The sequence below is a fragment of the Bacteroidota bacterium genome, from assembly GCA_018816945.1.
GTDB lineage: Bacteria > Bacteroidota > Bacteroidia > Bacteroidales.
This window is the reverse complement of the sequence record JAHIVC010000027.1, coordinates 1-22,200: the sequence shown is the minus strand read 5'-3', so window position 1 is coordinate 22,200 and position 22,200 is coordinate 1. Positions and strand designations below refer to the sequence as shown.

18 protein-coding genes are annotated in these 22,200 nt (G+C 34.1%); 8 read left to right on the top strand and 10 right to left on the bottom strand.

Annotation, left to right across the window (positions count from 1 at the left end):
• Window positions 1-9: 9 nt before the first annotated feature.
• Window positions 10-1,377: a HAMP domain-containing histidine kinase gene (locus KKG99_05195; GenBank protein MBU1012380.1), complete on the bottom strand. Its 1,368-nt coding sequence runs from the start codon at window positions 1,375-1,377 to the stop codon at window positions 10-12.
• The gene (locus KKG99_05190) at window positions 1,367-2,722 is read right to left on the bottom strand and encodes a sigma-54 dependent transcriptional regulator (protein ID MBU1012379.1); all 1,356 of its coding nucleotides are present in this window, start codon (window positions 2,720-2,722) and stop codon (window positions 1,367-1,369) included. Before KKG99_05190 ends, KKG99_05195 begins: the two co-directional genes overlap by 11 nt.
• A 174-nt stretch (window positions 2,723-2,896) precedes the next feature.
• Here KKG99_05190 and KKG99_05185 point away from each other — a divergent pair, with 174 nt between their 5' ends.
• Together KKG99_05185 and rplS are read left to right on the top strand one after the other, a co-directional pair.
• On the top strand, window positions 2,897-5,293 hold the full coding sequence (locus tag KKG99_05185) for an ABC transporter permease (GenBank protein ID MBU1012378.1): 2,397 nt from the start codon (window positions 2,897-2,899) through the stop codon (window positions 5,291-5,293).
• Window positions 5,294-5,392: 99 nt separating this feature from the next.
• The gene (rplS, locus tag KKG99_05180; GenBank protein MBU1012377.1) at window positions 5,393-5,746 is read left to right on the top strand and encodes a 50S ribosomal protein L19; all 354 of its coding nucleotides are present in this window, start codon (window positions 5,393-5,395) and stop codon (window positions 5,744-5,746) included.
• Window positions 5,747-5,797: 51 nt separating this feature from the next.
• Here rplS and rlmB read toward each other — a convergent pair whose 3' ends face one another.
• Both rlmB and rmuC read right to left on the bottom strand, forming a co-directional pair.
• A complete protein-coding gene (gene rlmB, locus KKG99_05175; protein MBU1012376.1) occupies window positions 5,798-6,565 on the bottom strand; it encodes a 23S rRNA (guanosine(2251)-2'-O)-methyltransferase RlmB in 768 nt (255 codons plus the stop codon).
• Window positions 6,562-7,872, bottom strand: coding sequence for a DNA recombination protein RmuC (gene rmuC / locus KKG99_05170; GenBank protein MBU1012375.1), 1,311 nt, complete (start codon window positions 7,870-7,872; stop codon window positions 6,562-6,564). Before rmuC ends, rlmB begins: the two co-directional genes overlap by 4 nt.
• 145 nt (window positions 7,873-8,017) lie before the next feature.
• Here rmuC and KKG99_05165 point away from each other — a divergent pair, with 145 nt between their 5' ends.
• The gene (locus KKG99_05165) at window positions 8,018-8,836 is read left to right on the top strand and encodes a mechanosensitive ion channel (protein MBU1012374.1); all 819 of its coding nucleotides are present in this window, start codon (window positions 8,018-8,020) and stop codon (window positions 8,834-8,836) included.
• Between the two features lie 23 nt (window positions 8,837-8,859).
• Window positions 8,860-9,360, top strand: coding sequence for a metallophosphatase family protein (locus KKG99_05160; protein ID MBU1012373.1), 501 nt, complete (start codon window positions 8,860-8,862; stop codon window positions 9,358-9,360).
• A gap of 7 nt (window positions 9,361-9,367) precedes the next feature.
• On the opposite strand, the gene KKG99_05155 is transcribed toward KKG99_05160, so the two are convergent.
• Entirely contained in the window at window positions 9,368-9,838 is a 471-nt protein-coding gene (locus KKG99_05155; protein MBU1012372.1) for a DUF4293 domain-containing protein, read from the bottom strand.
• Window positions 9,839-10,119: 281 nt separating this feature from the next.
• Here KKG99_05155 and rho point away from each other — a divergent pair, with 281 nt between their 5' ends.
• A complete protein-coding gene (rho, locus tag KKG99_05150; GenBank protein ID MBU1012371.1) occupies window positions 10,120-11,880 on the top strand; it encodes a transcription termination factor Rho in 1,761 nt (586 codons plus the stop codon).
• Window positions 11,881-11,931: 51 nt separating this feature from the next.
• Here rho and KKG99_05145 read toward each other — a convergent pair whose 3' ends face one another.
• The gene (locus KKG99_05145) at window positions 11,932-13,293 is read right to left on the bottom strand and encodes a peptidoglycan synthetase (protein ID MBU1012370.1); all 1,362 of its coding nucleotides are present in this window, start codon (window positions 13,291-13,293) and stop codon (window positions 11,932-11,934) included.
• Window positions 13,294-13,362: 69 nt separating this feature from the next.
• On the opposite strand from KKG99_05145, the gene KKG99_05140 reads away from it, so the two are divergent.
• On the top strand, window positions 13,363-14,067 hold the full coding sequence (locus KKG99_05140) for a phosphoadenylyl-sulfate reductase (GenBank protein MBU1012369.1): 705 nt from the start codon (window positions 13,363-13,365) through the stop codon (window positions 14,065-14,067).
• Between the two features lie 33 nt (window positions 14,068-14,100).
• Here the strand turns inward: KKG99_05140 and KKG99_05135 are convergent, their stop codons facing one another.
• Window positions 14,101-15,327: an ABC transporter permease gene (locus KKG99_05135; protein ID MBU1012368.1), complete on the bottom strand. Its 1,227-nt coding sequence runs from the start codon at window positions 15,325-15,327 to the stop codon at window positions 14,101-14,103.
• 25 nt (window positions 15,328-15,352) lie between these two features.
• Here KKG99_05135 and KKG99_05130 point away from each other — a divergent pair, with 25 nt between their 5' ends.
• Window positions 15,353-16,558, top strand: coding sequence for a DUF1343 domain-containing protein (locus KKG99_05130; GenBank protein MBU1012367.1), 1,206 nt, complete (start codon window positions 15,353-15,355; stop codon window positions 16,556-16,558).
• Window positions 16,559-16,570: 12 nt separating this feature from the next.
• Here the strand turns inward: KKG99_05130 and KKG99_05125 are convergent, their stop codons facing one another.
• Window positions 16,571-17,770, bottom strand: a complete 1,200-nt coding sequence (locus tag KKG99_05125) for a pyridoxal phosphate-dependent aminotransferase (GenBank protein MBU1012366.1) — start codon at window positions 17,768-17,770, stop codon at window positions 16,571-16,573.
• Window positions 17,771-17,828: 58 nt separating this feature from the next.
• The gene (locus KKG99_05120) at window positions 17,829-18,278 is read right to left on the bottom strand and encodes a DUF1573 domain-containing protein (protein ID MBU1012365.1); all 450 of its coding nucleotides are present in this window, start codon (window positions 18,276-18,278) and stop codon (window positions 17,829-17,831) included.
• Between the two features lie 375 nt (window positions 18,279-18,653).
• Here KKG99_05120 and KKG99_05115 point away from each other — a divergent pair, with 375 nt between their 5' ends.
• Window positions 18,654-20,462 carry a DegV family EDD domain-containing protein gene (locus KKG99_05115; protein ID MBU1012364.1) on the top strand — a complete coding sequence of 603 codons (1,809 nt, stop codon included), beginning with the start codon at window positions 18,654-18,656 and terminating at the stop codon, window positions 20,460-20,462.
• A gap of 68 nt (window positions 20,463-20,530) precedes the next feature.
• Here KKG99_05115 and KKG99_05110 read toward each other — a convergent pair.
• A partial coding sequence (locus tag KKG99_05110) for a T9SS type A sorting domain-containing protein (GenBank protein ID MBU1012363.1) occupies window positions 20,531-22,200 on the bottom strand: 1,670 nt, incomplete at its 5' end.

The following is a 22,200-nucleotide window of genomic DNA, read 5'->3' as shown; positions in this document are numbered from 1 at the left end:
TAATATATTTTATTCTGATTTTTTTGGGATTTTTAAACTAATAATGGTTTTTATATTAGGTTTTGATTGAATAGAAATTGTACCCTGATGCATATGCAAAATGTTTTTTGATAGACTTAATCCAACTCCTGAACCGCTATTTTTCGTCGTGAAAAACGGGATGAAAATATGCTCAATGATTTCTTCAGAAATCCCAATACCATTATCTATCACCTGAATCAGATCATTATTCTGCTGGCATTTATAAATTAATTCAATCTTTTTATGTTCAATATTTCTTAATGCATCGATGGAGTTTTGGATTAAATTAATCAAAACCTGCTCCATTAAACTCATATCAATATATAGTTGTGCTTGATCATCTAAATAACGCTCGAATTGAATCTCTTCACTTTTAAATTGTTTTTGATAGAATGCATCTATCTGATCAAACAAATCTTTCACTCTCACTATTGAAAATGAAGGCTTTGGTAGTCTAGCGTAGCTTTTATAATTATTAATAAATTCAATCAATCGGTTACCTCTTTGCTCAATAAGTTCAGCACTTCTTATCACATCATTGGTAATGTTTTCTGTAATTTTCCCTCCCTCAGATAGCAGTTTCATATAGTTGATCATTCTTTGACGAATGTTGCTGCCCAACATTGTAATTGGTGTAAGTGAATTTGCAATCTCATGTGCCAGAACACGCATTAATTTTTGCCAGGACTCCATTTCATTTCCATCAAGTTGAGACTTTATACTTTGAAAAGACACCAGCCTTATCTGATTTCCCATCAGTATAAATTCAGAACTGCGCACCAAAAGTGGCGTTATATCATTGTCATCATCTTTATAATTGTATACGCCTTGATAATTTGTTGGCATCTGCGAGATAAAATCATGAAACTCTTTATTATCAATATGAATGTGAGAAATAAACTTTGGCCGATCAACTGAAAAGAGTTGTTGGGCTGCTGAATTTAGTAATAATATTTCCCCCTGATTATCATAGGCCATAAAGGCTACACCTAAATGATTTACCACATTATTTAAAAAATGGATTTTCGATTCTCGGTCTATTTTAATTTTTTGAATTTCTGCATTAATCTTTTTAAAACTATGGTGAATCCCTTTGAAGTTATATTCAATTTTTTTAGAATTAAAGCTAAGCGAGGTATCACTTTCCTGGATATTTAAAAGAAACCTTGCTAAATCTCGATTTGTGGTGTTAAGAAAATAAACCAATAACAAAACTTGAGCAATGATTATTCCTCCTAAAAAAAGTAAAGTGAAAAACCGATCTGATTTAAAAAAAACAAATGCAAAAAGGATACAGCTAAGTAATAACAGGCAAGATCTTACAACGATAATGAGGCTAAAACGATTATAAATCATAGCGCTTTAATTTTAAGTATAAAGTAGTCCTTGAAATCCCTAATTCATTGGCGGCATATGTATAGTTACCTTTATGTTTATCCAAAGCTTTTAGTATAATTTTTTTTTCGACTTCAACCAAATTTAAATCTTCATCCGAAAGGTTTTGATGTGTGCGCAGCGGAAAGTCATCATTGGATAAAACCTTCGTTTCACTTAAAACTACCGCATTTTCGATCACATGTTCTAATTCCCTTACATTGCCAGGCCAACTATAATTTAATAATTTTTGATATGCTTGTTTATTTATTGTCAAGTCATCTTTTTCATATTTAGTAGCATATTTATTTAGAAAATAGTTGGTCAAAACGATTATATCTTGCCCCCTGTCTCTTAAGGCCGGAACTTCAATATGCACAGTTCTAATTCTATATAATAAATCCTCCCGAAAAAGCCCTTTTTCAATAAGTTCAAATAAATCTTTATTTGTCGCTGAAATAAACCTGACATCTATTTTAGTGCTTCTATTTGTGCCAATTTTTATAATTTCATGGTTTTGGACAACATGAAGCAATCTGGCTTGTGAAGAAATAGGCAGGTTCCCAATTTCATCCAGAAACAAGGTTCCTCCATTAGCAGCTTCAAAGCGGCCAACCCTATTCTCCTTTGCATCCGTAAAAGAACCTTTTTTATGTCCGAACAATTCACTTTCAAATAAACTATCGGAAATGGCACCCAAATCGATATTTAAAAAAATTTCATTTTTTCGTTTTGATAAGAGATGTAACTGACGCGCAAATAACTCTTTTCCAGTACCATTTTCACCTGTTATTAGGACATTTGCATCTGTTTTAGCAACTTTTTCAATCTCTTTTAACAGTTTTTTTAATGGTTCTGAATCTCCTATAATTTCAGGATAAAACCGACTCATATTCTCTCTTAATGATCGATTTGAGAACTCCAATGATTTAATCCTTTGTTGCGATAATTTTATTTGCTGAGCCGCTTTAAGCGTAGCAATAAGCTTTTCGCCAGTCCATGGTTTTTGAATAAAATCTGTAGCACCCTGTTTCATCGCTTCTACCGCAAGCTTGATATCTGCAAAAGCCGTAATCATTAACACGATGGCATCCGGATCACTTTTTAATACTTTTTTTAACCAATAAATACCTTCACTACCAGAACTCTTCCCTGGAGAAAAATTCATATCAAGTAGTATTAATTCATAAGAGGTTTTATCTAGATAGTCATTGATTTGTTGTGGATTGATCAAAGTATCTACTTGTGATGATTCATATTTTAACAATAATGCAATAGATTCCAATATCACGGGATCGTCGTCTACCACTAAAATGTTTCCAAACATTAGAATAAACTTTTGCTAAAAATATGAAATATTTAAAACATGAACGGTAAGTGTTTAATAATTGAACAGCAAAATAATGATAAAATTACAACCGGCAAGCCTTACTAATTGATAGCAAATATATTACGATGAATGGCACAAATTTAGTATATCTTTAAATAAACAAAAATTAATATGTGGTCAAATTTCTTAAAAACAACATTGCGCAGTCTGAGTAAAAATAAATCCTATACCCTGGTTAATATATTGGGTTTATCAATAGCATTAGCAGTATTTATTGCATTGGTACTATACCTTCAATTCGAACTAAGTTTTGATAACTTTCAACAAAATTCAGATCGCTTATATAGGGTCGAACAAATAATGATTGAAGGAGGTAGAGAAGAACGAATGGTTGGAACCCCGACCCCCACAGCCCAGGCTATGATAGATAAATTCCCTGAAATAGAATCTTCCATTCGCTTTATTTACAAGACCAATTCTATAAAAACACCAAATGGCGATGATTTTGAAGTCAAATCTATTTTAACTGACAATGATTTCTTTAAAATGTTCACCTATCCTATTTTGAAAGGTGATATGAACAATGCTTTAACCGAACCTTATTCTATTGTTTTATCAGAAACCCTGGCAAAAGTACTTTTTGCTAACGAAGACCCACTGGGGAAAACGCTAAATAATAACGGAGTGACCTATAAAATTACAGCCATCCTAAAAGACCCTCCTAAAAACTCTCATCTGGATTTCAATGCTTTGCAATCAGCTAATACCCTAACAGAAACGGGCGGGGACAGGGTATTTAAAGATTGGGGAAGTAATTGGGTTAGATGCTATATTATGCTCAAGCCAAATCACAATATAGAAGCATTTAATGCAAAAATTAAAAACATCTTAAAAGTATGGTGGAATGAAAAAACAGAAAATCAATTATTAACACGTCCTGTTAAAGAAATACATTTATATTCAAAAATAACTGATGATTACGCAGTCAGGGGGTCGATAAACAGTGTTTATGTACTTTCTGCCCTGGCTCTATTTATTTTAATCATGGCAGGAGTAAATTTTACCAATCTTTCCATTGCGTATTCAACCCGTCGAACAAAGGAAGTTGGTCTTCGGAAAATCATTGGAGCAAATAAACCATTATTAATTTGTCAGTTCATGGCAGAATCATTATTAATTGCAGTATTTAGTATGATTATCGCGTTTGTTCTTTTCGAAACTCTTTTACCATGGTTCAATCAAATCGTGAATCGTGAGTTGGATTTTGAATATATCGCAAATTTTAAGCTTTTAGCTTTGATTATCGGAATAACAATTTTACTGGGATTCTTCTCTGGGATATACCCTGCTCTCATTATTGCAAATGCTGAACCGTTAAGTGTTCTAAAACTTAAAGATGGGAACAAATCAAACAAATCATTCTTGCGTAAATTTCTGGTTGGCATACAATTTATTATCTCTGCGAGCTTTATTATTGGGGCGATTGGTATCTACCAGCAAGTTAATTATATGCAAAATAAAGACTTGGGGTATAATGTAGAAAATGTTCTACGGATAAACGTTGATGGAGCATCAATGAAAAATATTAATTTTTTCAGAGATCAAATTTTACAAAACCCCAATATTATCAATGCAAGTGTGCATGATTATCCAATATCAAATTCAACAAATTGGACGAGATTTGCCTGGGATGTAGGTGAAGAAAGAAAACGTTCCCGAATTAATAATAATCATGCAGATCAATATTTTATCGATACCTATAAAATGAAATTAATCTCTGGTGAAGGTTTTATTGGGCCTCAAATTGACACAACCGTTGAAGGAAACCTTGGAATCATTAATGAAGCGGCACTTAAAATTATAGGATTTGAAGATCCTATTGGGAAAAAAATTCTCTATGGCGGTGATTATCGAGGGGGGGTCGTTGGAAATCGAATTACAATTGTTGGGGTTGTAAAAGATTTTCATTTTAAATCGGCTCACAATGAAATTACTCCAATGATTATTCGCTTATTTAATAAGAACGATGATGGCTGGAGTGTTTCAGTAAGAATTTCACCCACTGACATTTCACAGACTATTTCATTTCTAAATGCTCAATTTAAGATAGTTTTTCCTGAATTATTGTTTGAATACAAATTTGTTGAAAATGAAATCGCCAACTTATATCAGGAAGAGATGAAACTAACAGAAGTTATTTTATATCTGGCACTGCTTGCGATTATTATTGCATGTTTAGGTATTTATGGACTCATTAGTTTTACTACCAATTCAAGAACAAAAGAGATTGGAATCAGAAAAGCTCTTGGATCTAATGCTCTTTCAATAAATTATTTATTTGCTAAAGAATATTTAAGCTTAATATTGATAGCCAATATTATTTCATGGCCGATAAGCTACTATATTTTGGGCAGTTGGTTAAATTCGTTTCCATATCAAATGCCGTTTTCGATATTTCCGTATATAGTTGCAATAGGGATTACAATTTTCTTTTCGTTCCTGAGTATGATTTATAGATTATTAAGGGCAATTAACACTAATACCGTTGATAGTTTAAGGCATGAATAGCTTTATTATTTATATATTTTTTATTGATAATTGTTTTAATCAAAAATATGTCCGTATATTTGCACTCATTTTTGAAGAAACCCATATAAAAGCAATAAGATGAGCAAGAACGAGTTGTTACAGCATGTTGAAGACTTAACCACTGTAAAAGAATACCCAAATTTTAAGGCAGGAGACACCATTACTGTTACATATAAAATTAAAGAAGGCGATAAAGAAAGGTTGCAAAATTATCAAGGGATCGTATTGCAAAGATCAGGAAGTGGGGCTACAGAAACCTTTACAGTTCGAAAAATCTCTAACAATGTTGGTGTAGAAAGAATTTTCCCATTAGCATCCCCTTTTATTGATTCAATTGCAGTAAACAAAAGAGGTGTTGTTCGCAGGGCAAGAATTTTTTATCTTAGAGCATTGAGAGGCAAGAAAGCCAGAATTAAAGAAGCCAGAAGATAATTTTAAAAAAATTTAGAGAAAGTCCCTTTGTAGGGACTTTTTTTTTGCCGTTTAACACAATTCTGTTTTGCTCCGCTGACGAATCACTTCGTAGAGTATCACTGCTGAAGCTACCGAAACATTCAAAGATTCGATTTTTCCTAAAATTGGAATACTAACCTGATGATCGGATTTTTTTAAATACTCCTCAGAAATACCCCGATCCTCCGATCCCATAATAATTGCAGTAGGTTGATGATAATCAACTTCAGTATAATTTATATCCGTTTTCTCAGTTGCAGCTACAATCTGTAATCCACTCTCTTTTAAAAAATCAATGGTTTCTTTTAAATTAAATGACCTACAAACCGGCACTAAATTTAATGCGCCTGCAGATGCTTTAATTGCTTCAGAATTGATTTGAGCACTTCCACGGGCAGGAATTACAATCGCATGAGCACCGGTACATTCAACTGTGCGGCTAATAGCTCCTAAATTCCTAACATCCGTTACCCGATCTAGAATCAGGATTAATGGGATCTCCCCTTTTTCATAAATAAGCGGTATTATTTCCTCGATGGGTTGAAATGAAACAGGTGAAATAAAGGCAATGGTGCCCTGATGATTTTTAGTAGTGATTCGATTTAATTTCTCGATCGGGACACTTTGAATAGGGATATTATATTCTTTCAGTAATTCATTCAATTCTATAAATAGCTGATTTCTCAAGCCATTCCGTACATATACCTTATCAACTTCTTTTCCTGATTTGATGGCTTCAATGATTGCCCTTGTTCCAAAAATAATTTCTTCCTTATTCAAAATAGCAATTTTAATTATTCAACTTCATTTTCAAGTCGTTCTAACAATCTATCAGGCATTATTTTTGTGGTTTTCGCACCAAGTTTCTTTATATTTTCAACCCGATTAAGCAAGTTGCCTTTACCCGAATGAAGCTTATTCATAGATGCTTCATAAGACTTTTGAGTCGCTTTTAATTTATTTCCAACATCTATTAAATCTTCAACCAAACTAACAAATTTATCATATAAATCACCACTTTGACGGGCAATCTCTTTAACATTCTGACCTTGATATTCTTGTCTCCATAAACTTTCCACCATTTTTAATGCAGCAATTAAATTAGTAGGGCTAATTAACAAAATGCGCTTATCATAGGCATAATTCCACAATTCCGGTTCACGCTGAACCGCTAATAAATAGGCAGGTTCCAATGGTAAAAACATCATAATAAAATCAAGGCTATTAAGCTGGTATAAATCCTGGTAGTTTTTTAAGCTCAAATCATTGATATGACTTTTGAGTGAGATGATATGCTCCTTGTACGCTTTTTCACGTAAATCTTCTGCTTCTAAAGAGGTGTATCTTTCGTATGCCGTTAACGATACTTTTGAATCAATTACAACATTGCGCTTTCCGGGATATGTAACGATCACGTCAGGTTGAATTCTTTTTCCATCTTCGGTAGCATATGAAGATTGTACAAAATATTCGCGATCCTTAACCAATCCTGATTTTTCAAGGATACTCTCCAAAACAACTTCGCCCCAATTACCCTGTGCTTTTGAATCACCCTTTAAAGCTTTGGTTAGATTAACCGTATCACGACTTACCTGCTGATTCAACTCTTCAAGCCTTTTTATCTCTTCTTTTAGCGAAAATCTCAATTTCGATTCTTTATCATAAGTATCTTCAACTTTCCTTTCAAAATCTTTAATTTTTTCGCCTAAAGGCTTGAGTATCTCATCCAAATTAACTCTATTTTGTTGAGTAAATTTCTGTGATTTTTCTTCTAAAATCTCATTTGCCAAATTCTTGAATTCTATTCTAAATTTATCCTGAAGCTTTTCAACGTCTTGTTTTTGTTCATTTAATCTTTCGGTGAGATGCGATAAATCTGAACTTTTACCACTTAATTGTGAGGTTAATTCAAGAATTTGATTTTCTTTGTTTGCTATTTGGCGATTTAGTTCGTCTAACTTTTCTTTTAAAAAAAGCTCACCGGATCGTAGCATCCTATTTTCACTCTCAAGACCTAGCTGCTTCTTCATAAAACGCGTATTTGATAGGAAATATAGCAAGGTCCCCCCAATGATTAGCCCGGAAATTAAATAGATAAATTCCATAATAAAGTTTTGTTGTGTAAAAGTATCAATATTTTGCTAAAATATTCAAGCAATTCAGTGATGAATTCCAAAGGTTAAATTAATGATTATATTTGTATTCAATTATTCTAGACCTCAAATAATTATTTTACATAAAATCTTATTCATGGAAAAAATGTCGAAGTATTCAGATTATGCTACAGATTTGTTATTAAAATATGGCCCACAATTATTATTAGCCTTAATCACCTTAATTATTGGCTTATGGGTAATAAGTATATTGATTAAGGGACTTAAAAGAATAATTTCGAGAGGAAATATTGATCCAAGTTTGCAGCCTTTTTTAACAAGTTTTATGGGGATTTTCCTTAAAATATTATTGATTATTAGCGTCATGGGAATGGTCGGAGTAGAAATGACCTCATTTATTGCTGTTCTTGGAGCAGCAGGTTTAGCAGTTGGTATGGCCCTGTCCGGTTCTTTACAAAACTTTGCAGGTGGGGTACTCATTTTCCTCTTTAAACCTTTTAAAGTGGGCGATTATATTGAAGCTCAGGGTCATGCAGGAGTTGTACAATTAATCCATGTTTTTAACACAATTCTTACAACTCCTGATAATAAAACGATTATTATACCCAATGGTGCCTTATCAAATTCATCGGTGGTTAATTATTCAGCACAATTAACACGTCGGGTTGATCTGAAATTTGGAACCGGTTATCAAGATAATATTGATAAAACAAAAGCTGTATTGAAACAAACAATTGAAGCAGATGCGAGGATTTTAAAATCACCAGAACCGGTAATCGCAGTATCCGAATTGGCAGATAGCTCGATTAATTTTGTGGTTCGCCCCTGGGTAAATGTTACTGATTATTGGGATGTATATTTCGATCTTCAGGAAAAAGTTAAAAAAGCCTTTGATCATGAAGGAATCTCAATTCCTTATCCTCAGCAAGATGTTCATATAATTTCTCAGAAATAGTCAAGTTCAATAATTAAAATTTTATGATAAAAATCGGATTACTTTCGGATACGCATGGATATATTCATCCGAAGGTGTTCGATTTTTTTAAGGAAGTTGATGAAATCTGGCATGCCGGTGATATAGGCAATTTAGAAACTGCAAAGAATTTAGCTTCGTTTAAGCCTTTATATGCAGTGTATGGAAACATTGACGGTCATGATCTTAGAGTTTCGTTACCAGAAAACAGGATTTTTATACGTGAAGGATTAAAAGTTTTAATGACGCATATTGGCGGCTATCCGGGTAGATATGCAAAAGGGATCAAGGAAATTCTCATTCGCGAAAAAGTTAAGCTTTTCATTTCAGGGCATTCACACATTTTAAAAGTAATGAATGATAAAAAACTTAATCTGCTTCATGTGAACCCCGGGGCTGCAGGTAAAAACGGATTACATAATGTAATTACTTTTACACGCTTTACCATCGATAAAGACAGGATTGCTGATTTAGAAATAATGGAAATTGAAAGAGCTTCCTTATAAGAAAACCTTATCTTAATCTATCGGCCGACCTTACCAGTTTTTCATCTCTACGAATTGCCCTATAAGCCAATACCAGAAACATCAATGAAATCAATGGAAAGAATGCTGCAGTTTGAAATGATTCGCTCGCTTCAGAGGTTGATTGTAACCATCTCGAATAAATAATAAAGATACCCATGATCAGAATGGTATTCAACAGGATATTTATTTTTATCCATTTCATCTGCTTTATTCGGTATTTGTATTGAAATATAATCGCAATTGATATGATGATAACACCTAAAACTATTACCAATAAAGGAAAAGTTGTATAAGTGGAAAAAACCAATGTCGAATCCGGAACCATATTCTCAACACCTAATAAAGTGAATTTTAGCGTGTTTAATTCACCATAATATCCGGCAATAGGGAAGAAAAACATTAAACCCATTATTATGCTAACAGCAAAAAGATAGAGTGTTTGAATGCGTTGAATCATTTTATTAATTTTTGTCACAAATATAAAAATCATAATTCAATCCGCTTTAACTTTTAAGAAATTCTATGAAATTTTTTAAAAATATTCATTAATAATCAATTAAAATGGATATTGTGCATAAAAATCGTGCATAATTAAATTTAATTAGTTATATTTGCGCTCATAAAATTCCAAGTGAACCTACAACTTTTATTCTGAAAAAATCTATTGGCTTATCAAATCCCATATTTTCCGCTATTTTTTGACTAATTGAGAAAATTAAAAATTAAATTTAAATTTAAATGTACGATATCATTGAATTAAACAGCAAGCTGGTTTCCGACCTAAGAGACATCGCTAAGCAGTTGAATATTCCAAAAGTTGATAAACTTTTGAAACAAGACCTAATTTATCAGATCCTTGACTTTCAGGCTTTAAATCCTACCGAAGAAGTATTAAAAAAAGAAAAAAAGGAATCGAAAAAAGTTTTTAAAAGCAAACGGGCTCGAATTCCGGGTATTGGTGGAAATAATTCCCAGGAAAAAGAAGTTAAAGATTTTGTAAAAAAAGATGAACTTTTGGCTTCAACTTCTCCTATTGATAAAAAGGATAAAAAAATCATTAACCTTAAAAGCGAAAATGAAAACAAGTGGGAGCAACCAAAAGAGCTATTTGCAAGAGAAGAACCACAACCTGCTCTTATACCAAAGGAAAATCTTACGACCCAATCTGCTCCTGTTGAAAGAGTTGTGCATAAACCAAAAGATTTCAAGCGGAGAGTTGACGAAAGAGTTGAACAGCAACCTAAAGAAGATTTTCAGACTCCAATTGAAGATGAATTAATTCAATTTGATGAAAAGCAGGCAGACATTAAATCCGACATGCCTCAATCAGAGAGAATTGCTCCATCCGAATCAAGAAAACGTCCTCAATATTCATTTGATTTTGAAGGTATTGTTTCAAGTGAAGGAGTTTTAGAAATTATGCAGGATGGTTATGGCTTTTTAAGATCATCAGATTATAATTATTTGAATTCACCAGATGATATTTATGTATCTCAATCACAGATTAAACTTTTTGGTTTAAAAACCGGTGATACTGTTCAGGGAACAATTCGTCCACCAAAAGAAAGTGAAAAATATTTCCCACTGATAAAAGTTGAGTTAATCAATGGCAAAAGACCTGAAGAAGTAAGGGATCGTATTCCTTTCGATTATTTGACTCCCTTATTTCCTGAAGAAAAATTTAAACTTACCGGACATTCCGGAGAAACCATGTCGACACGTATTATTGATATGTTTACGCCAATCGGTAAAGGACAAAGAGGATTAATCGTAGCTCAGCCAAAAACAGGTAAAACCGTTTTGTTGAAAGAGGTTGCCAATGCTATCGCTGCAAACCACCCTGAAGCTTATTTAATCATTTTATTGATTGATGAGCGTCCTGAGGAAGTGACAGACATGGCCAGAAGCGTAAGAGCCGAAGTTATTTCTTCAACATTTGATGAGCCTGCAGAAAGACACGTTAAAATTGCCAATATCGTACTCGAAAAAGCCAAGCGAATGGTTGAATGTGGTCATGATGTTGTAATTTTGCTAGATTCTATAACCCGTTTGGCCAGAGCTTACAATACTGTTTCTCCTGCTTCGGGTAAAGTTTTATCAGGAGGTGTTGAAGCAAATGCATTACAGAAACCCAAACGATTTTTTGGAGCTGCACGTAAAATTGAAAATGGTGGTTCATTAACCATCATAGCAACCGCATTGATCGATACCGGATCAAAAATGGATGAGGTTATCTTCGAAGAATTTAAAGGTACCGGTAACATGGAACTTCAGCTTGATCGTAAACTATCGAACAAACGCGTTTATCCTGCAATTGATATTGTTGCATCAAGTACACGTCGCGAAGACTTATTGCTCGATAAAGAAACCTTACAACGAATTTGGGTTTTAAGAAACCATTTAGCAGACATGACTCCTTTAGAAGCAATGGAATTTCTGAAAGACAGAATTAAATTCACACAGAGTAATGAAGAATTTCTGATTTCGATGAATGGGTAAATTACTCAAAATAACATAAAAAAGGGGAAGCTATTTGGCTTCCCTTTTTTGTTATCCCTGTAAAATATTTCGTGAAAATGATGGGTAATCAAGTCCGTCAAAATTGCCCGATGACATCAAAATCAGATTTCTATTCTTCCAATTATGATTTAACAAATAACTGATCAAGACTTCTGAATCGCTGTAAACTTTGAGGTTACGATGATTAAATGCCTTCCTGACCAGATCAGGAGATAGAGCAGGCAGATTTTTATGTTTTAAGGTTTCGGGATTATAATATACAAAAGCAAAATCTGCTTTATCCATACTTCCGCTATATTCTTTTAAAAAATCCTGATTCAAACTACTAAATGTGTGCAGCTCCATACAGGCAACCAAATCACGCTCCGGATATTGATTTTTAACAGCATTAATAGTGGCCCTCAATTTAGATGGTGAATGTGCAAAATCTTTAAATAAAGTCGTGAATCGATCTTTGGCAATTAATTCAAGTCTGTTTGATGCTCCTTTAAAACTCTTTATGGCATTGTAAAACGTTTCATCGCTAACCTTAATTTCATTACAAATATTACGGGCACCGTTCAAATTAAGCAGGTTATGCTCGCCAAAAATTTCAAGTGGCACCTGCATCGAATCAATGTTCAAATATGTTTTGCCTTCTATAATCTGATAATTCGGTAAGTTGTATGGTTTTAATTGAACATTTGACTTTGTTTCATTAACGAGTTTATTCAATATTTCGTCACACTGACAATAAACCAAACTTCCCCCTTTCTCGATCAAGTTGATGAAAATCCTGAATTGATCCACGTAATTTTCAAAAGTTGGGAAAACATTAATATGATCCCATGCGATACCACTAATCAATGCAATATGAGGCCTGTATAAATGGAATTTTGGTCGAAGATCAAGTGGCGATGTCAAATATTCGTCTCCTTCAAAGACCATGAATTTTGCAGTATCCGACAATCTTACCATCACTTCAAATCCGTCCAGCTGAGCACCTACCATATAGTCGGTTTCAATTCCGGCTTGTTTTAATACATGTAAAACCATCGCTGTAATGGTGGTTTTACCATGACTTCCGCCAATTACGATCCTCGTTTTGTTCTTTGCATGTTCATATAAGAATTCAGGATAAGAATAGATTCTCAAACCTAATTCTTTCGCTTTCAGAAGTTCCGGATTATCAGCTCTGGCATGCATTCCAAGAATTATGGCATCTAAACCCCTTCCTATTCGATTTTGATTCCAGCCAATACTTTCCGGTAACAAGCCATAGTTGGCTAGCCTTGCTCTCGATGGATTAAAAATTTCATCATCTGATCCGGTAACAATATCACCTTTTTTGTGAAGCGCGATGGCAAGGTTGTGCATTGCAGCCCCGCCAATGGCAATAAAATGAATTCTCATTCTTTATTTATTTGCTTAAATCAAATGTACAATTATAATTATATTTGCCTCTCATAAATATAAAGAAATATGAATTTTGAACAAATAAAAAAATTGAATCTTGAACTTAAAAATTCGTCAGCGGTTGAAATCATCACATATTTCTTAGTTAGGTTCCAAAAACGAATTGCTTTTGCATCAAGTTTTGGTGCAGAAGATCAGGTTATACTTCAAATGCTTTCGGTTATTAGTAAAGAAATTAAAGTCTTTACGCTAGATACAGGAAGGATTTTCCCGGAAACATATGAACTAATTGACAAGAGTCGTCATCGATATAAAATTCCAATTGATATTTATTTTCCTGAAACCCATGAAGTTGAAGCCATGGTTAAAGATAAAGGTGTCAACTTATTTTATGAAAATATCGAAAATCGAAAGTTATGTTGCAATATCCGAAAAATCAATCCTTTGAAACGGGCATTGGAAGGCATGGATGTTTGGATCACCGGATTGAGAAGAGAGCAATCTCCAACCAGAACTGAAATGAATATTGTAGAATGGGACCCCTTAAACGGACTTATAAAAATCAATCCATTAATTGATTGGACAGAAGAACATATTTGGGCATATATTAAAGAAAATAATATTCCTTATAATACCTTACACGATCAGGGATTTTTAAGTATAGGTTGCCAACCTTGTACAAGAGCGATCAGAAAAGGTGAAGACAGCCGTGCGGGAAGATGGTGGTGGGAGAATCCGGATACCAAAGAGTGCGGACTACATAAAAAATAGGAACTTCCGAACAATCAATTCTTTTTCAAATATCTAGCTAAATCTGATGGCTTTAAGTGGGGATATTTTGCCTATTATTAAAGACGGAATGATTAGTATCAAACTACAAATAATAAAAGTAAGGATATTGATGATGACGATCGATGCAATATCTATATTGATTGGAACTACAGAGATATAGTAGGATTCCTGATCCAGGTTCATAATCCCGAATTTTTGCTGGATAACACAAATTGCTAATCCAAGCGTATTCCCATAAAACATTCCCCTTCCAATGATATGGATAGCATTATAAATAAATAGTTTTCTTATTAAGATATTTCTGGCACCGAAAGATTTAAGAATGCCAATCATACTGGTTCTTTCCAAAATCACAATTAATAAAATTGAAATCATGGTAATCCCTGAAACCAAAATCATTAATGCCAGTATGATGAATACATTCATATCCATAAGTTGTAACCAATCAAAAATATGCGGATAAACCTTCTTGATGCTTTGTGCATTTAAATCATACCCAATTTCTCCATAAACATAATCACTTAATCTGTCAATTTCATTAAAATCATCTAACAATATTTCAAACCCGGCAATCTGATCAGGTTCCCAGCCATTTAGACGCTGAATTTGCGCAATATCGCCGATTACAAATATCTCATCAAATTCTGACAATCCTGTTTCGTAAATTCCACTAATGCTAAACATCCTACCCCGAACACCACTTTGATCTGACGACACAAAATACATCCGTAAATCGTCACCCACTTTCAGATTGATTTTTGAAGCAATATTTTTAGAGATTAAAACCTCAGTTGATCTGGAATTTGAATCTAATTCAAAGGCTTTACCCTCGATCAGATTTTTATTGAAGAATGAAAAGTCAAAATCAGTTCCTACACCTTTTAAAACAACCCCTTGTATATGATCTTCGGTTTTGATGATTCCTGCCTTATAAGCATAAACCTGGATGTGCCTGATTCCTTCAACACTATCAATCTTAGGATAGAAATGTTGATTTTTACTGATGGGTGCTGCTTCGTATGAAGAGTTGAAATCGTATTTATTGATTTGTATATGCGAGCCAAAACCAATAACTTTATCTCTTATTTGTGTTTGGAATCCGGTGACGACGGCAATAGAAATAATCATTACTGCTATTCCCAGACTTACTCCGGCAATCGCAATACGAATAATTGGACGGGAGAAGCTGTTTTTTCGGGAAGAGCTGATTCTTTTAGCAATAAATAAAGCCGTATTCACATTATTTTTTTTACAAAGATAGAAAATGAAATCAATCTCAAAACTCCTAATTATCATTTGCTCGTTAAGTGCATGCCAAACTGCCGAATCAAGTAAAAAAGTGACCATTGTTCCCTACAATGATTTGATCGTAGGTGCTGCTCAATCTGACATTTACCTACCTATATTGAAAGGTAAACGCATTGCAATTGTTGCTAATCACACTTCTTTGGTCAGAGATAAACATTCGGTTGATATTTTAGTCGAATTAGGATTAGGTCTAAAAAAAGTATTTTGTCCTGAGCATGGTTTTAGGGGCGATAAATCAGATGGTGAATTAATAGATGATCAACGTGATTCCAAAACAGGCCTCCCGATAACTTCACTATACGGAAACCATAAAAAGCCAACTGTTGAAGATTTGAAAGATATCGATATTGTTATTTTTGACATTCAGGATGTCGGAATTCGGTTTTACACATACCTATCAACAATGACATATGTGATGGAAGCTTGCGCTGAAAACAATATTCCCTTACTTATATTTGATCGACCAAATCCTAATGGTTTTTATGTGGATGGGCCAATTTTAGAATCTAACCATAAATCCTTTGTTGGAATGCACCCTGTGCCAATTGTGCATGGGATGACCCTTGGTGAATATGCGATGATGGTTAATGGTGAGTCGTGGTTAGAAAATAAGTTGAAATGTAAATTAGAAGTGATAACCGTAAAAAACTACACCCATTCACTTACAATGGATTTACCTATTAAGCCTTCTCCAAACCTTCCTACATTTTCTTCTGTACTTTTATATCCTTCACTTGCTTTATTCGAAGGAACCATAGTCAGTATAGGCAGAGGGACTTCGTTTCCATTTCAGGTTGCAGGACATCCAAATTACAGTAAAAAAGATTTTTCATTTACACCACAGAGTATTCCTGAAGCGAGCATAAACCCTCCACTTAAGGGTCAAAAATGTTATGGCATCAATTTAAAAAATATAGATTTAAAACAAATTTTTGCAGATAAAAAAATAAATTTGAAATGGATAATCCAGTTTTATCAGGATTTTGGGAACAAGGATGAGTTTTTCAAGGCCTATTTTGAGAATCTCGTTGGACAAGATTTACTGAGACAGCAAATTATTGAAGGAATGAGTGAAGCTGAAATCAGGAGGAGCTGGCAAAGCGACATAAAGGAATACAAAAAAATCAGGGCAAAATATTTACTTTACCCTGATTTTGAATAAGTCTATTTTTTATTAAATTGTTCTTCCAGGATAAACTTTAAGTGCTTCATCCAAACATTTGATGGAACTTCTTAAATCATCACAGTTTAAAACATAGCTGATTCTCACTTCGTCAAGTCCCCTACCCTGAGTTGAATAAAATCCGGAAGCAGGCGCTAACATTACAGTTTCGTTTTTATAACTAAAATCTTCGAGCAACCATTTGCAGAATTTATCTGAATTATCGATGGGCAATTTAGCTACCACATAAAAAGCACCGGCCGGATTTGGACAATATGCACCTTTAATCTTATTAATACCTTCTACAACAACATTTCGTCTTGCAATGTATTCTGCACCAACTTCAGTAAAATATGATTCCGGAGTATCAATAGCGGCTTCAGCGGCAACCTGACCAAATGTGGGAGGACTCAATCGAGCTTGTGCAAATTTTAGTGCCGTTTGCATTACTTCCTTATTTTTAGAAATTATACATCCAATCCTAACGCCGCACGCGCTATATCTTTTCGAAACGGAGTCGATCAAAATAACGTTGTTTTCAATTTCCTTTAAATACATTGCTGAATAGTGTTTATGTCCATCATAAACAAATTCACGATATACTTCATCAGCAATCAAATATAAATCATACTTTTTAACCAATTCCTGTAAAACCTCCAGTTCTTCTTTTGAATAAAGATACCCAGTCGGATTATTAGGATTACAAATCATAATGGCTTTTGTTTTTGGTGTAATAGCCTTCTCAAATTCAGCCATCGCCGGTAAAGCAAACCCAGTTTCAATGCTTGAGAAAATAGGTTTGACCGTAACCCCTGAATTAATAGCAAAGCCATTATAATTTGCATAGAAAGGTTCCGGAATAATTATTTCATCTCCGGGATCCAAACAGGTTTGCATTGCAAATAATATTGCTTCAGATGCTCCTGCAGTAACAATAATATCGTCGGCTGTAATATGAATATCATGTTTTTCATAATACTTCAACATCTTCTGACGATAGGATAAAATACCCGCAGAATGACTGTAAGCAACCACTTTTTGATCAAAATTTCTGATGGCGTTCAATGCTACTTCCGGAGTTTTAATGTCTGGTTGACCAATATTTAAATGATGCACTTTAATTCCTTTACTTTTGGTCTTCTCTGCATAAGGAACCAATTTACGAATTGGAGATTCGGGCATTTTCTGCCCTTTTAATGAAATCTTTGGCATATCGAATCAAAAATTAAATCCCGCCTGACTTAGACGGGATCATGTTATTTAATTAGGTTTATTTACTGGTTGGGGCTGATCCACTATTTTTTGATGGTGTACCATCTACAAGTTTCTCAACAACTTCACCCTGTATTTTTAAAACTACAATCGGAGTTTTGGCATTTGACATGATTGTAACTGTTTTTGCAAAGGGCCCTACCCGATTAGTAACATAAGTTACCTCTATTTCATCTGATTTACCTGGAAGTATTGGCTTTTTTGGCCAGGTTGGAACGGTGCAACCACACGAAGAACGAGGTTGTGATAAAATTAAAGGTTCCAGACCTGAATTGGTAAAGATAAACTTGAATTTACCATCACTATCTTTAAGAATTTTACCATAATCGTGTATTAAGGTTTCAAATTTTATTTGTGGCGCGTTTGGATTCTCATCCTTAGTTTCCTGTGCATTTACTATTACAGATGAAAACAGGAAAATGCCAAGGATTAATATAAACTTTTTCATATTTCTATTATTTAGTTGATAAATTGAACTATATCCTTAATTTTTTATTTATTTTGAATGTAGAACCTGCCAATTTATAAGATACAAAGATATTAAATATTCTGCTGACAATATAAATTACAATGTATTTTTTAAGGTCTTTAATATTTATACAAGCTTTAATAGTATTAGGTTTCAATAGCCATACAAAATCTATTTTTTTCTCACCTATCCGGCATAATTAGAATATTATACGAACCATAAATATAAGCGTTAAATATATCTAGTTATTATATATGTCATTGTATATCTGAGCTTAACAACATCAAATAAATTATTAACTATTATTAGGAATTATTATATTTGTATCGCACTAAATAACTAAATCATACTATTTTGTCTAGATATATTCCCAATAGAAAAGAACTTGATGGAAAGCAATTATACTATAGCTTTCTGGCAGGGGCACAAAGAATTTTCGACAATCAGGATTTGTTGAATAAAATTAATGTCTTCCCGGTGGCTGATGCTGATACAGGAACAAATTTGACCTCCACAATGAGGGCCATCATCGATACAACCATCCCTACAAATAGCCTTAAACAAACAGCTGATGCCATCGCAAATGCAGCTCTCGTTGGAGCAAGAGGTAATTCCGGAATTATCTTCGCTCAATTTTTGTATGGCTTTAGTAATGAAATAAAAGCAGATCAACCGATCAATGTAAAATCATTTGCGGCTATCTTGGTTGAATCAATAAAATATGCATACGAAGCTATTGCAAACCCTGTTGAAGGTACCATGATCACAGTAATGCGTGAATGGGTGGAGCATATTGATAGAGTTAAAGATAAATTTGATGACTTTCAGCAACTAATAGCAGAATCATTGCATTCAGCAACTAAATCATTAAAAGAAACAACTGAAAAATTGGAAGTTCTTAAAAAGGCAAAGGTGGTTGATTCAGGGGCAAAAGGTTTTGTAGTTTTTCTTGAAGGAATGATTGATTTTTTTAATCATGGAGAAGTCAAAAGAATCCTTCCTGCCCGAAATATTATAAAAGTACAATCAGTTGAAGCTGAATTAATTTCTCACGATGAGATTAATTTTCGGTACTGTACAGAAGCAATGTTAGAAGGTATAAAACTTGACAAAAAACTCATTTTAAATAAGATACAGGAAATGGGCGATTCATTGGTTATTGCAGGTTCTCAAGCAAAACTAAGAATACACATTCATACCGATGATCCTGCAAATTTATTCGAAGAAATCCATAAGTATGGCGATATCACTTACCAGAAAGTGGATGATATGGTCATGCAAAATCAGGTAATGACCAATAGATTAGCTCCAATCGCTATTGTCACAGACTCAACCTGTGATTTACCTGACGAATTCATTCAAAAACATCAAATAAACGTTGTTCCACTCACGGTTCATATCGGTGACAGCTATTATTTAGATCGAGTGACTTTAAAAGCAGAAAAGTTTTACAAGATGTTTCATAATCTTAAAAAAAATCCTACTACTGCTCAACCTACTTTCGAGCTGTTCTCAAACAAATATTCTTTTTTAAGCTCACATTATGATTCAATCATTGCGGTTCAACTAAGTAACGCAATGAGCGGTACATTTTCTAATAGCCAAAAGGCTGCAAAATCAATAGGTTTACAAACCAAAACTAATATCACGGTTATTGACTCAAAGCTTCTGACAGCAGGGTTAGGACTTGTTGTATTAAGATTAGCAAAGGCTATAGAATCTGGTAAATATAATCATGAGCAATTGATCTTATTGACACAAGATTGGATTCAAAAATCTGAAATATATGTGAGTGTTAAATCACTTAAATATATCGCGCGCAGCGGTCGTGTTAATCCTTTGAAGGGATTTATCGGAAACTTACTCAATCTAAAACCCGTCATTAGTGTTGATAAGAATGGAAAATCAGTTTTAATGGAAAAATCATTTACTGAAAATGGCAGTAAAAAAAATATTTTAAAGCACGCGATTAAAATGGCTGCAAATAATCAAATATGGGAATATGCCATTACACATGCCGATAATTTAATAACGGCTGAAGAGTATGCAAAAGAGCTGACCGGTATTTTTAAAAAAGAACCTCTTTTTATGCGTGAAGCATCGCCTGTTTTAGGTGCCAATACAGGTCCGGGAATTGTTGCAGTGTCAATACTAGTTGAATAAAAAAGAGCTCAACATTTATGGTTGAACTCTTTTTTATTGTTTTTGATGAATAATTAAGGACTTCCCAATCAGATTTTTATCACTTTTTTGGTGGCAATCAATTCACCTTTGCTATTTGTGATTAATAGGTAATAAGAACCTTTAATCAGATTTTCAAGGTTGATTTCGACTTTCTGATCATATACTGATTTTGGCAATTTTATTTGCCTGACAAGGATTCCATTTGGATTTACGATAGAAATTATTTGAGCATCCAATACGCCACCAATTTCGATGTGGACAATGTTTCTTGTCGGATTTGGATAAAGCGATATTTTATCTTCGTTTGTCTTTTGATCATCAATGCCGGTAGTTGTTGACACATAAACCCTGACAGTATCAAATGTTTTTTCGTACGCATCTTGAATATAGACTGTGTAAAGTGTGCTTTGTGTTGGTGCTACCGAGGGGCTTTTTTCAGTACTAAACTCACCGTTTTCATCCTGCCAGCTGCAAACTGTTATCGGATTTGTAGAATTAACCAGCTCGACCGATAATTGAACACTTTGTCCGGCAATGATCGAATCGGGAGTAGCTTTCGCCCGCATATAAAAAGCACCACCATAATTTTGTTCAATAATATCTTCAGCAACATAATTAAAGGCAATGCTGTCGGGTTCAAAAACGTAACCGGGACGGGAAGGGATTGCCCAACCGGAATAACCGGAAGGTACCATCATGCTGTATTCCCCTTGATTGTTAGTTACGGTTGTTTTATTGATTCCTGTAAAAAACACATTGGTAACAGGCAAAGTGTTTTTTAAACCAATTGTTGAAATGACTCCTTTTATCTGATAGGTTACCCCAGGCTCAATCCTGAAAGTTACCTGATCATAAAAACTACAGCCTGTTTCAATATCGGTTACCCGTAAAATTAAGGTTGTTGAATCTGTAATCGGGTTTGTGACAGGATTTAGGATTGTTGCGTCAGAAACCAATTCGGCCGGAGACCACAAATAAGAATAATTACCTGAGCCCGTAACCGTTGCATCGATTTGTATTTGGGAGTTCTCATAAACTGTCAAGTCTTTGCCGGCATTCACCACTATTGTTGGATAAAACGAAAGGATCATTTGATCGGAAGCGAGCATTTCACAAGCAGAAATACCGATTGCATTAACAACTAAAGTTACAGAACCACTAGCTATATCATTCTGTCCGGGCGTATAAACCGGATTTAAAATATTTACATCGCTAAAGCTTCCATCCCCTAAACTGGTCCATGTCACCGATCCATAGTTTTCGGCAATAGCAAATAATTGATAGCCTTGGTTTGAACAAATCATTGCCTGATCAACGCCAATATCCACAATTGGTTGCGCTTGAATCGTCATTATTACATGATCAGTTGCAAAGCTTCCACAGTTGCTTGCAGACGTTTGAATTTGCCTGAAAAAGGTTTTCACTGTGATAGCCGGAGCTTGATAATTCAAGCTATTGGCACCGGCAATATCTGTAAAATTAACGCCATCCGAAGATTGTTGCCATTGGTAGGTATAAGGTAGATGTCCGCCTGTTGGCTCTGTACCGATGAGTAAATCAGGTGCTGTATTGAAACAAACGGTTTGATCATCTGAAATACTCCCTACTGCAAATTGTGGATAAACATAAATTGTTACAACATTTGTAGCTTTATCTGCATAATTGTGAGAAGATGATTGCATCAGCCTATAATAGGTGGTGTCCGTTAAAACAGAAG

What these genes read in the sequence shown, in the direction of transcription:
- KKG99_05120 (MBU1012365.1), bottom strand. Translation starts at nt 18,278, where the DNA reads ATGAAAAAGTTTATATTAATCCTTGGCATTTTCCTGTTTTCATCTGTA.
- KKG99_05130 (MBU1012367.1), top strand. Translation starts at nt 15,353, where the DNA reads ATGAAATCAATCTCAAAACTCCTAATTATCATTTGCTCGTTAAGTGCA.
- KKG99_05145 (MBU1012370.1), bottom strand. Translation starts at nt 13,293, where the DNA reads ATGAGAATTCATTTTATTGCCATTGGCGGGGCTGCAATGCACAACCTT.
- KKG99_05185 (MBU1012378.1), top strand. Translation starts at nt 2,897, where the DNA reads ATGTGGTCAAATTTCTTAAAAACAACATTGCGCAGTCTGAGTAAAAAT.
- KKG99_05165 (MBU1012374.1), top strand. Translation starts at nt 8,018, where the DNA reads ATGGAAAAAATGTCGAAGTATTCAGATTATGCTACAGATTTGTTATTA.
- KKG99_05195 (MBU1012380.1), bottom strand. Translation starts at nt 1,377, where the DNA reads ATGATTTATAATCGTTTTAGCCTCATTATCGTTGTAAGATCTTGCCTG.
- KKG99_05125 (MBU1012366.1), bottom strand. Translation starts at nt 17,770, where the DNA reads ATGCCAAAGATTTCATTAAAAGGGCAGAAAATGCCCGAATCTCCAATT.
- rho (MBU1012371.1), top strand. Translation starts at nt 10,120, where the DNA reads ATGTACGATATCATTGAATTAAACAGCAAGCTGGTTTCCGACCTAAGA.
- KKG99_05160 (MBU1012373.1), top strand. Translation starts at nt 8,860, where the DNA reads ATGATAAAAATCGGATTACTTTCGGATACGCATGGATATATTCATCCG.
- KKG99_05155 (MBU1012372.1), bottom strand. Translation starts at nt 9,838, where the DNA reads ATGATTCAACGCATTCAAACACTCTATCTTTTTGCTGTTAGCATAATA.
- rmuC (MBU1012375.1), bottom strand. Translation starts at nt 7,872, where the DNA reads ATGGAATTTATCTATTTAATTTCCGGGCTAATCATTGGGGGGACCTTG.
- KKG99_05140 (MBU1012369.1), top strand. Translation starts at nt 13,363, where the DNA reads ATGAATTTTGAACAAATAAAAAAATTGAATCTTGAACTTAAAAATTCG.
- KKG99_05190 (MBU1012379.1), bottom strand. Translation starts at nt 2,722, where the DNA reads ATGTTTGGAAACATTTTAGTGGTAGACGACGATCCCGTGATATTGGAA.
- rplS (MBU1012377.1), top strand. Translation starts at nt 5,393, where the DNA reads ATGAGCAAGAACGAGTTGTTACAGCATGTTGAAGACTTAACCACTGTA.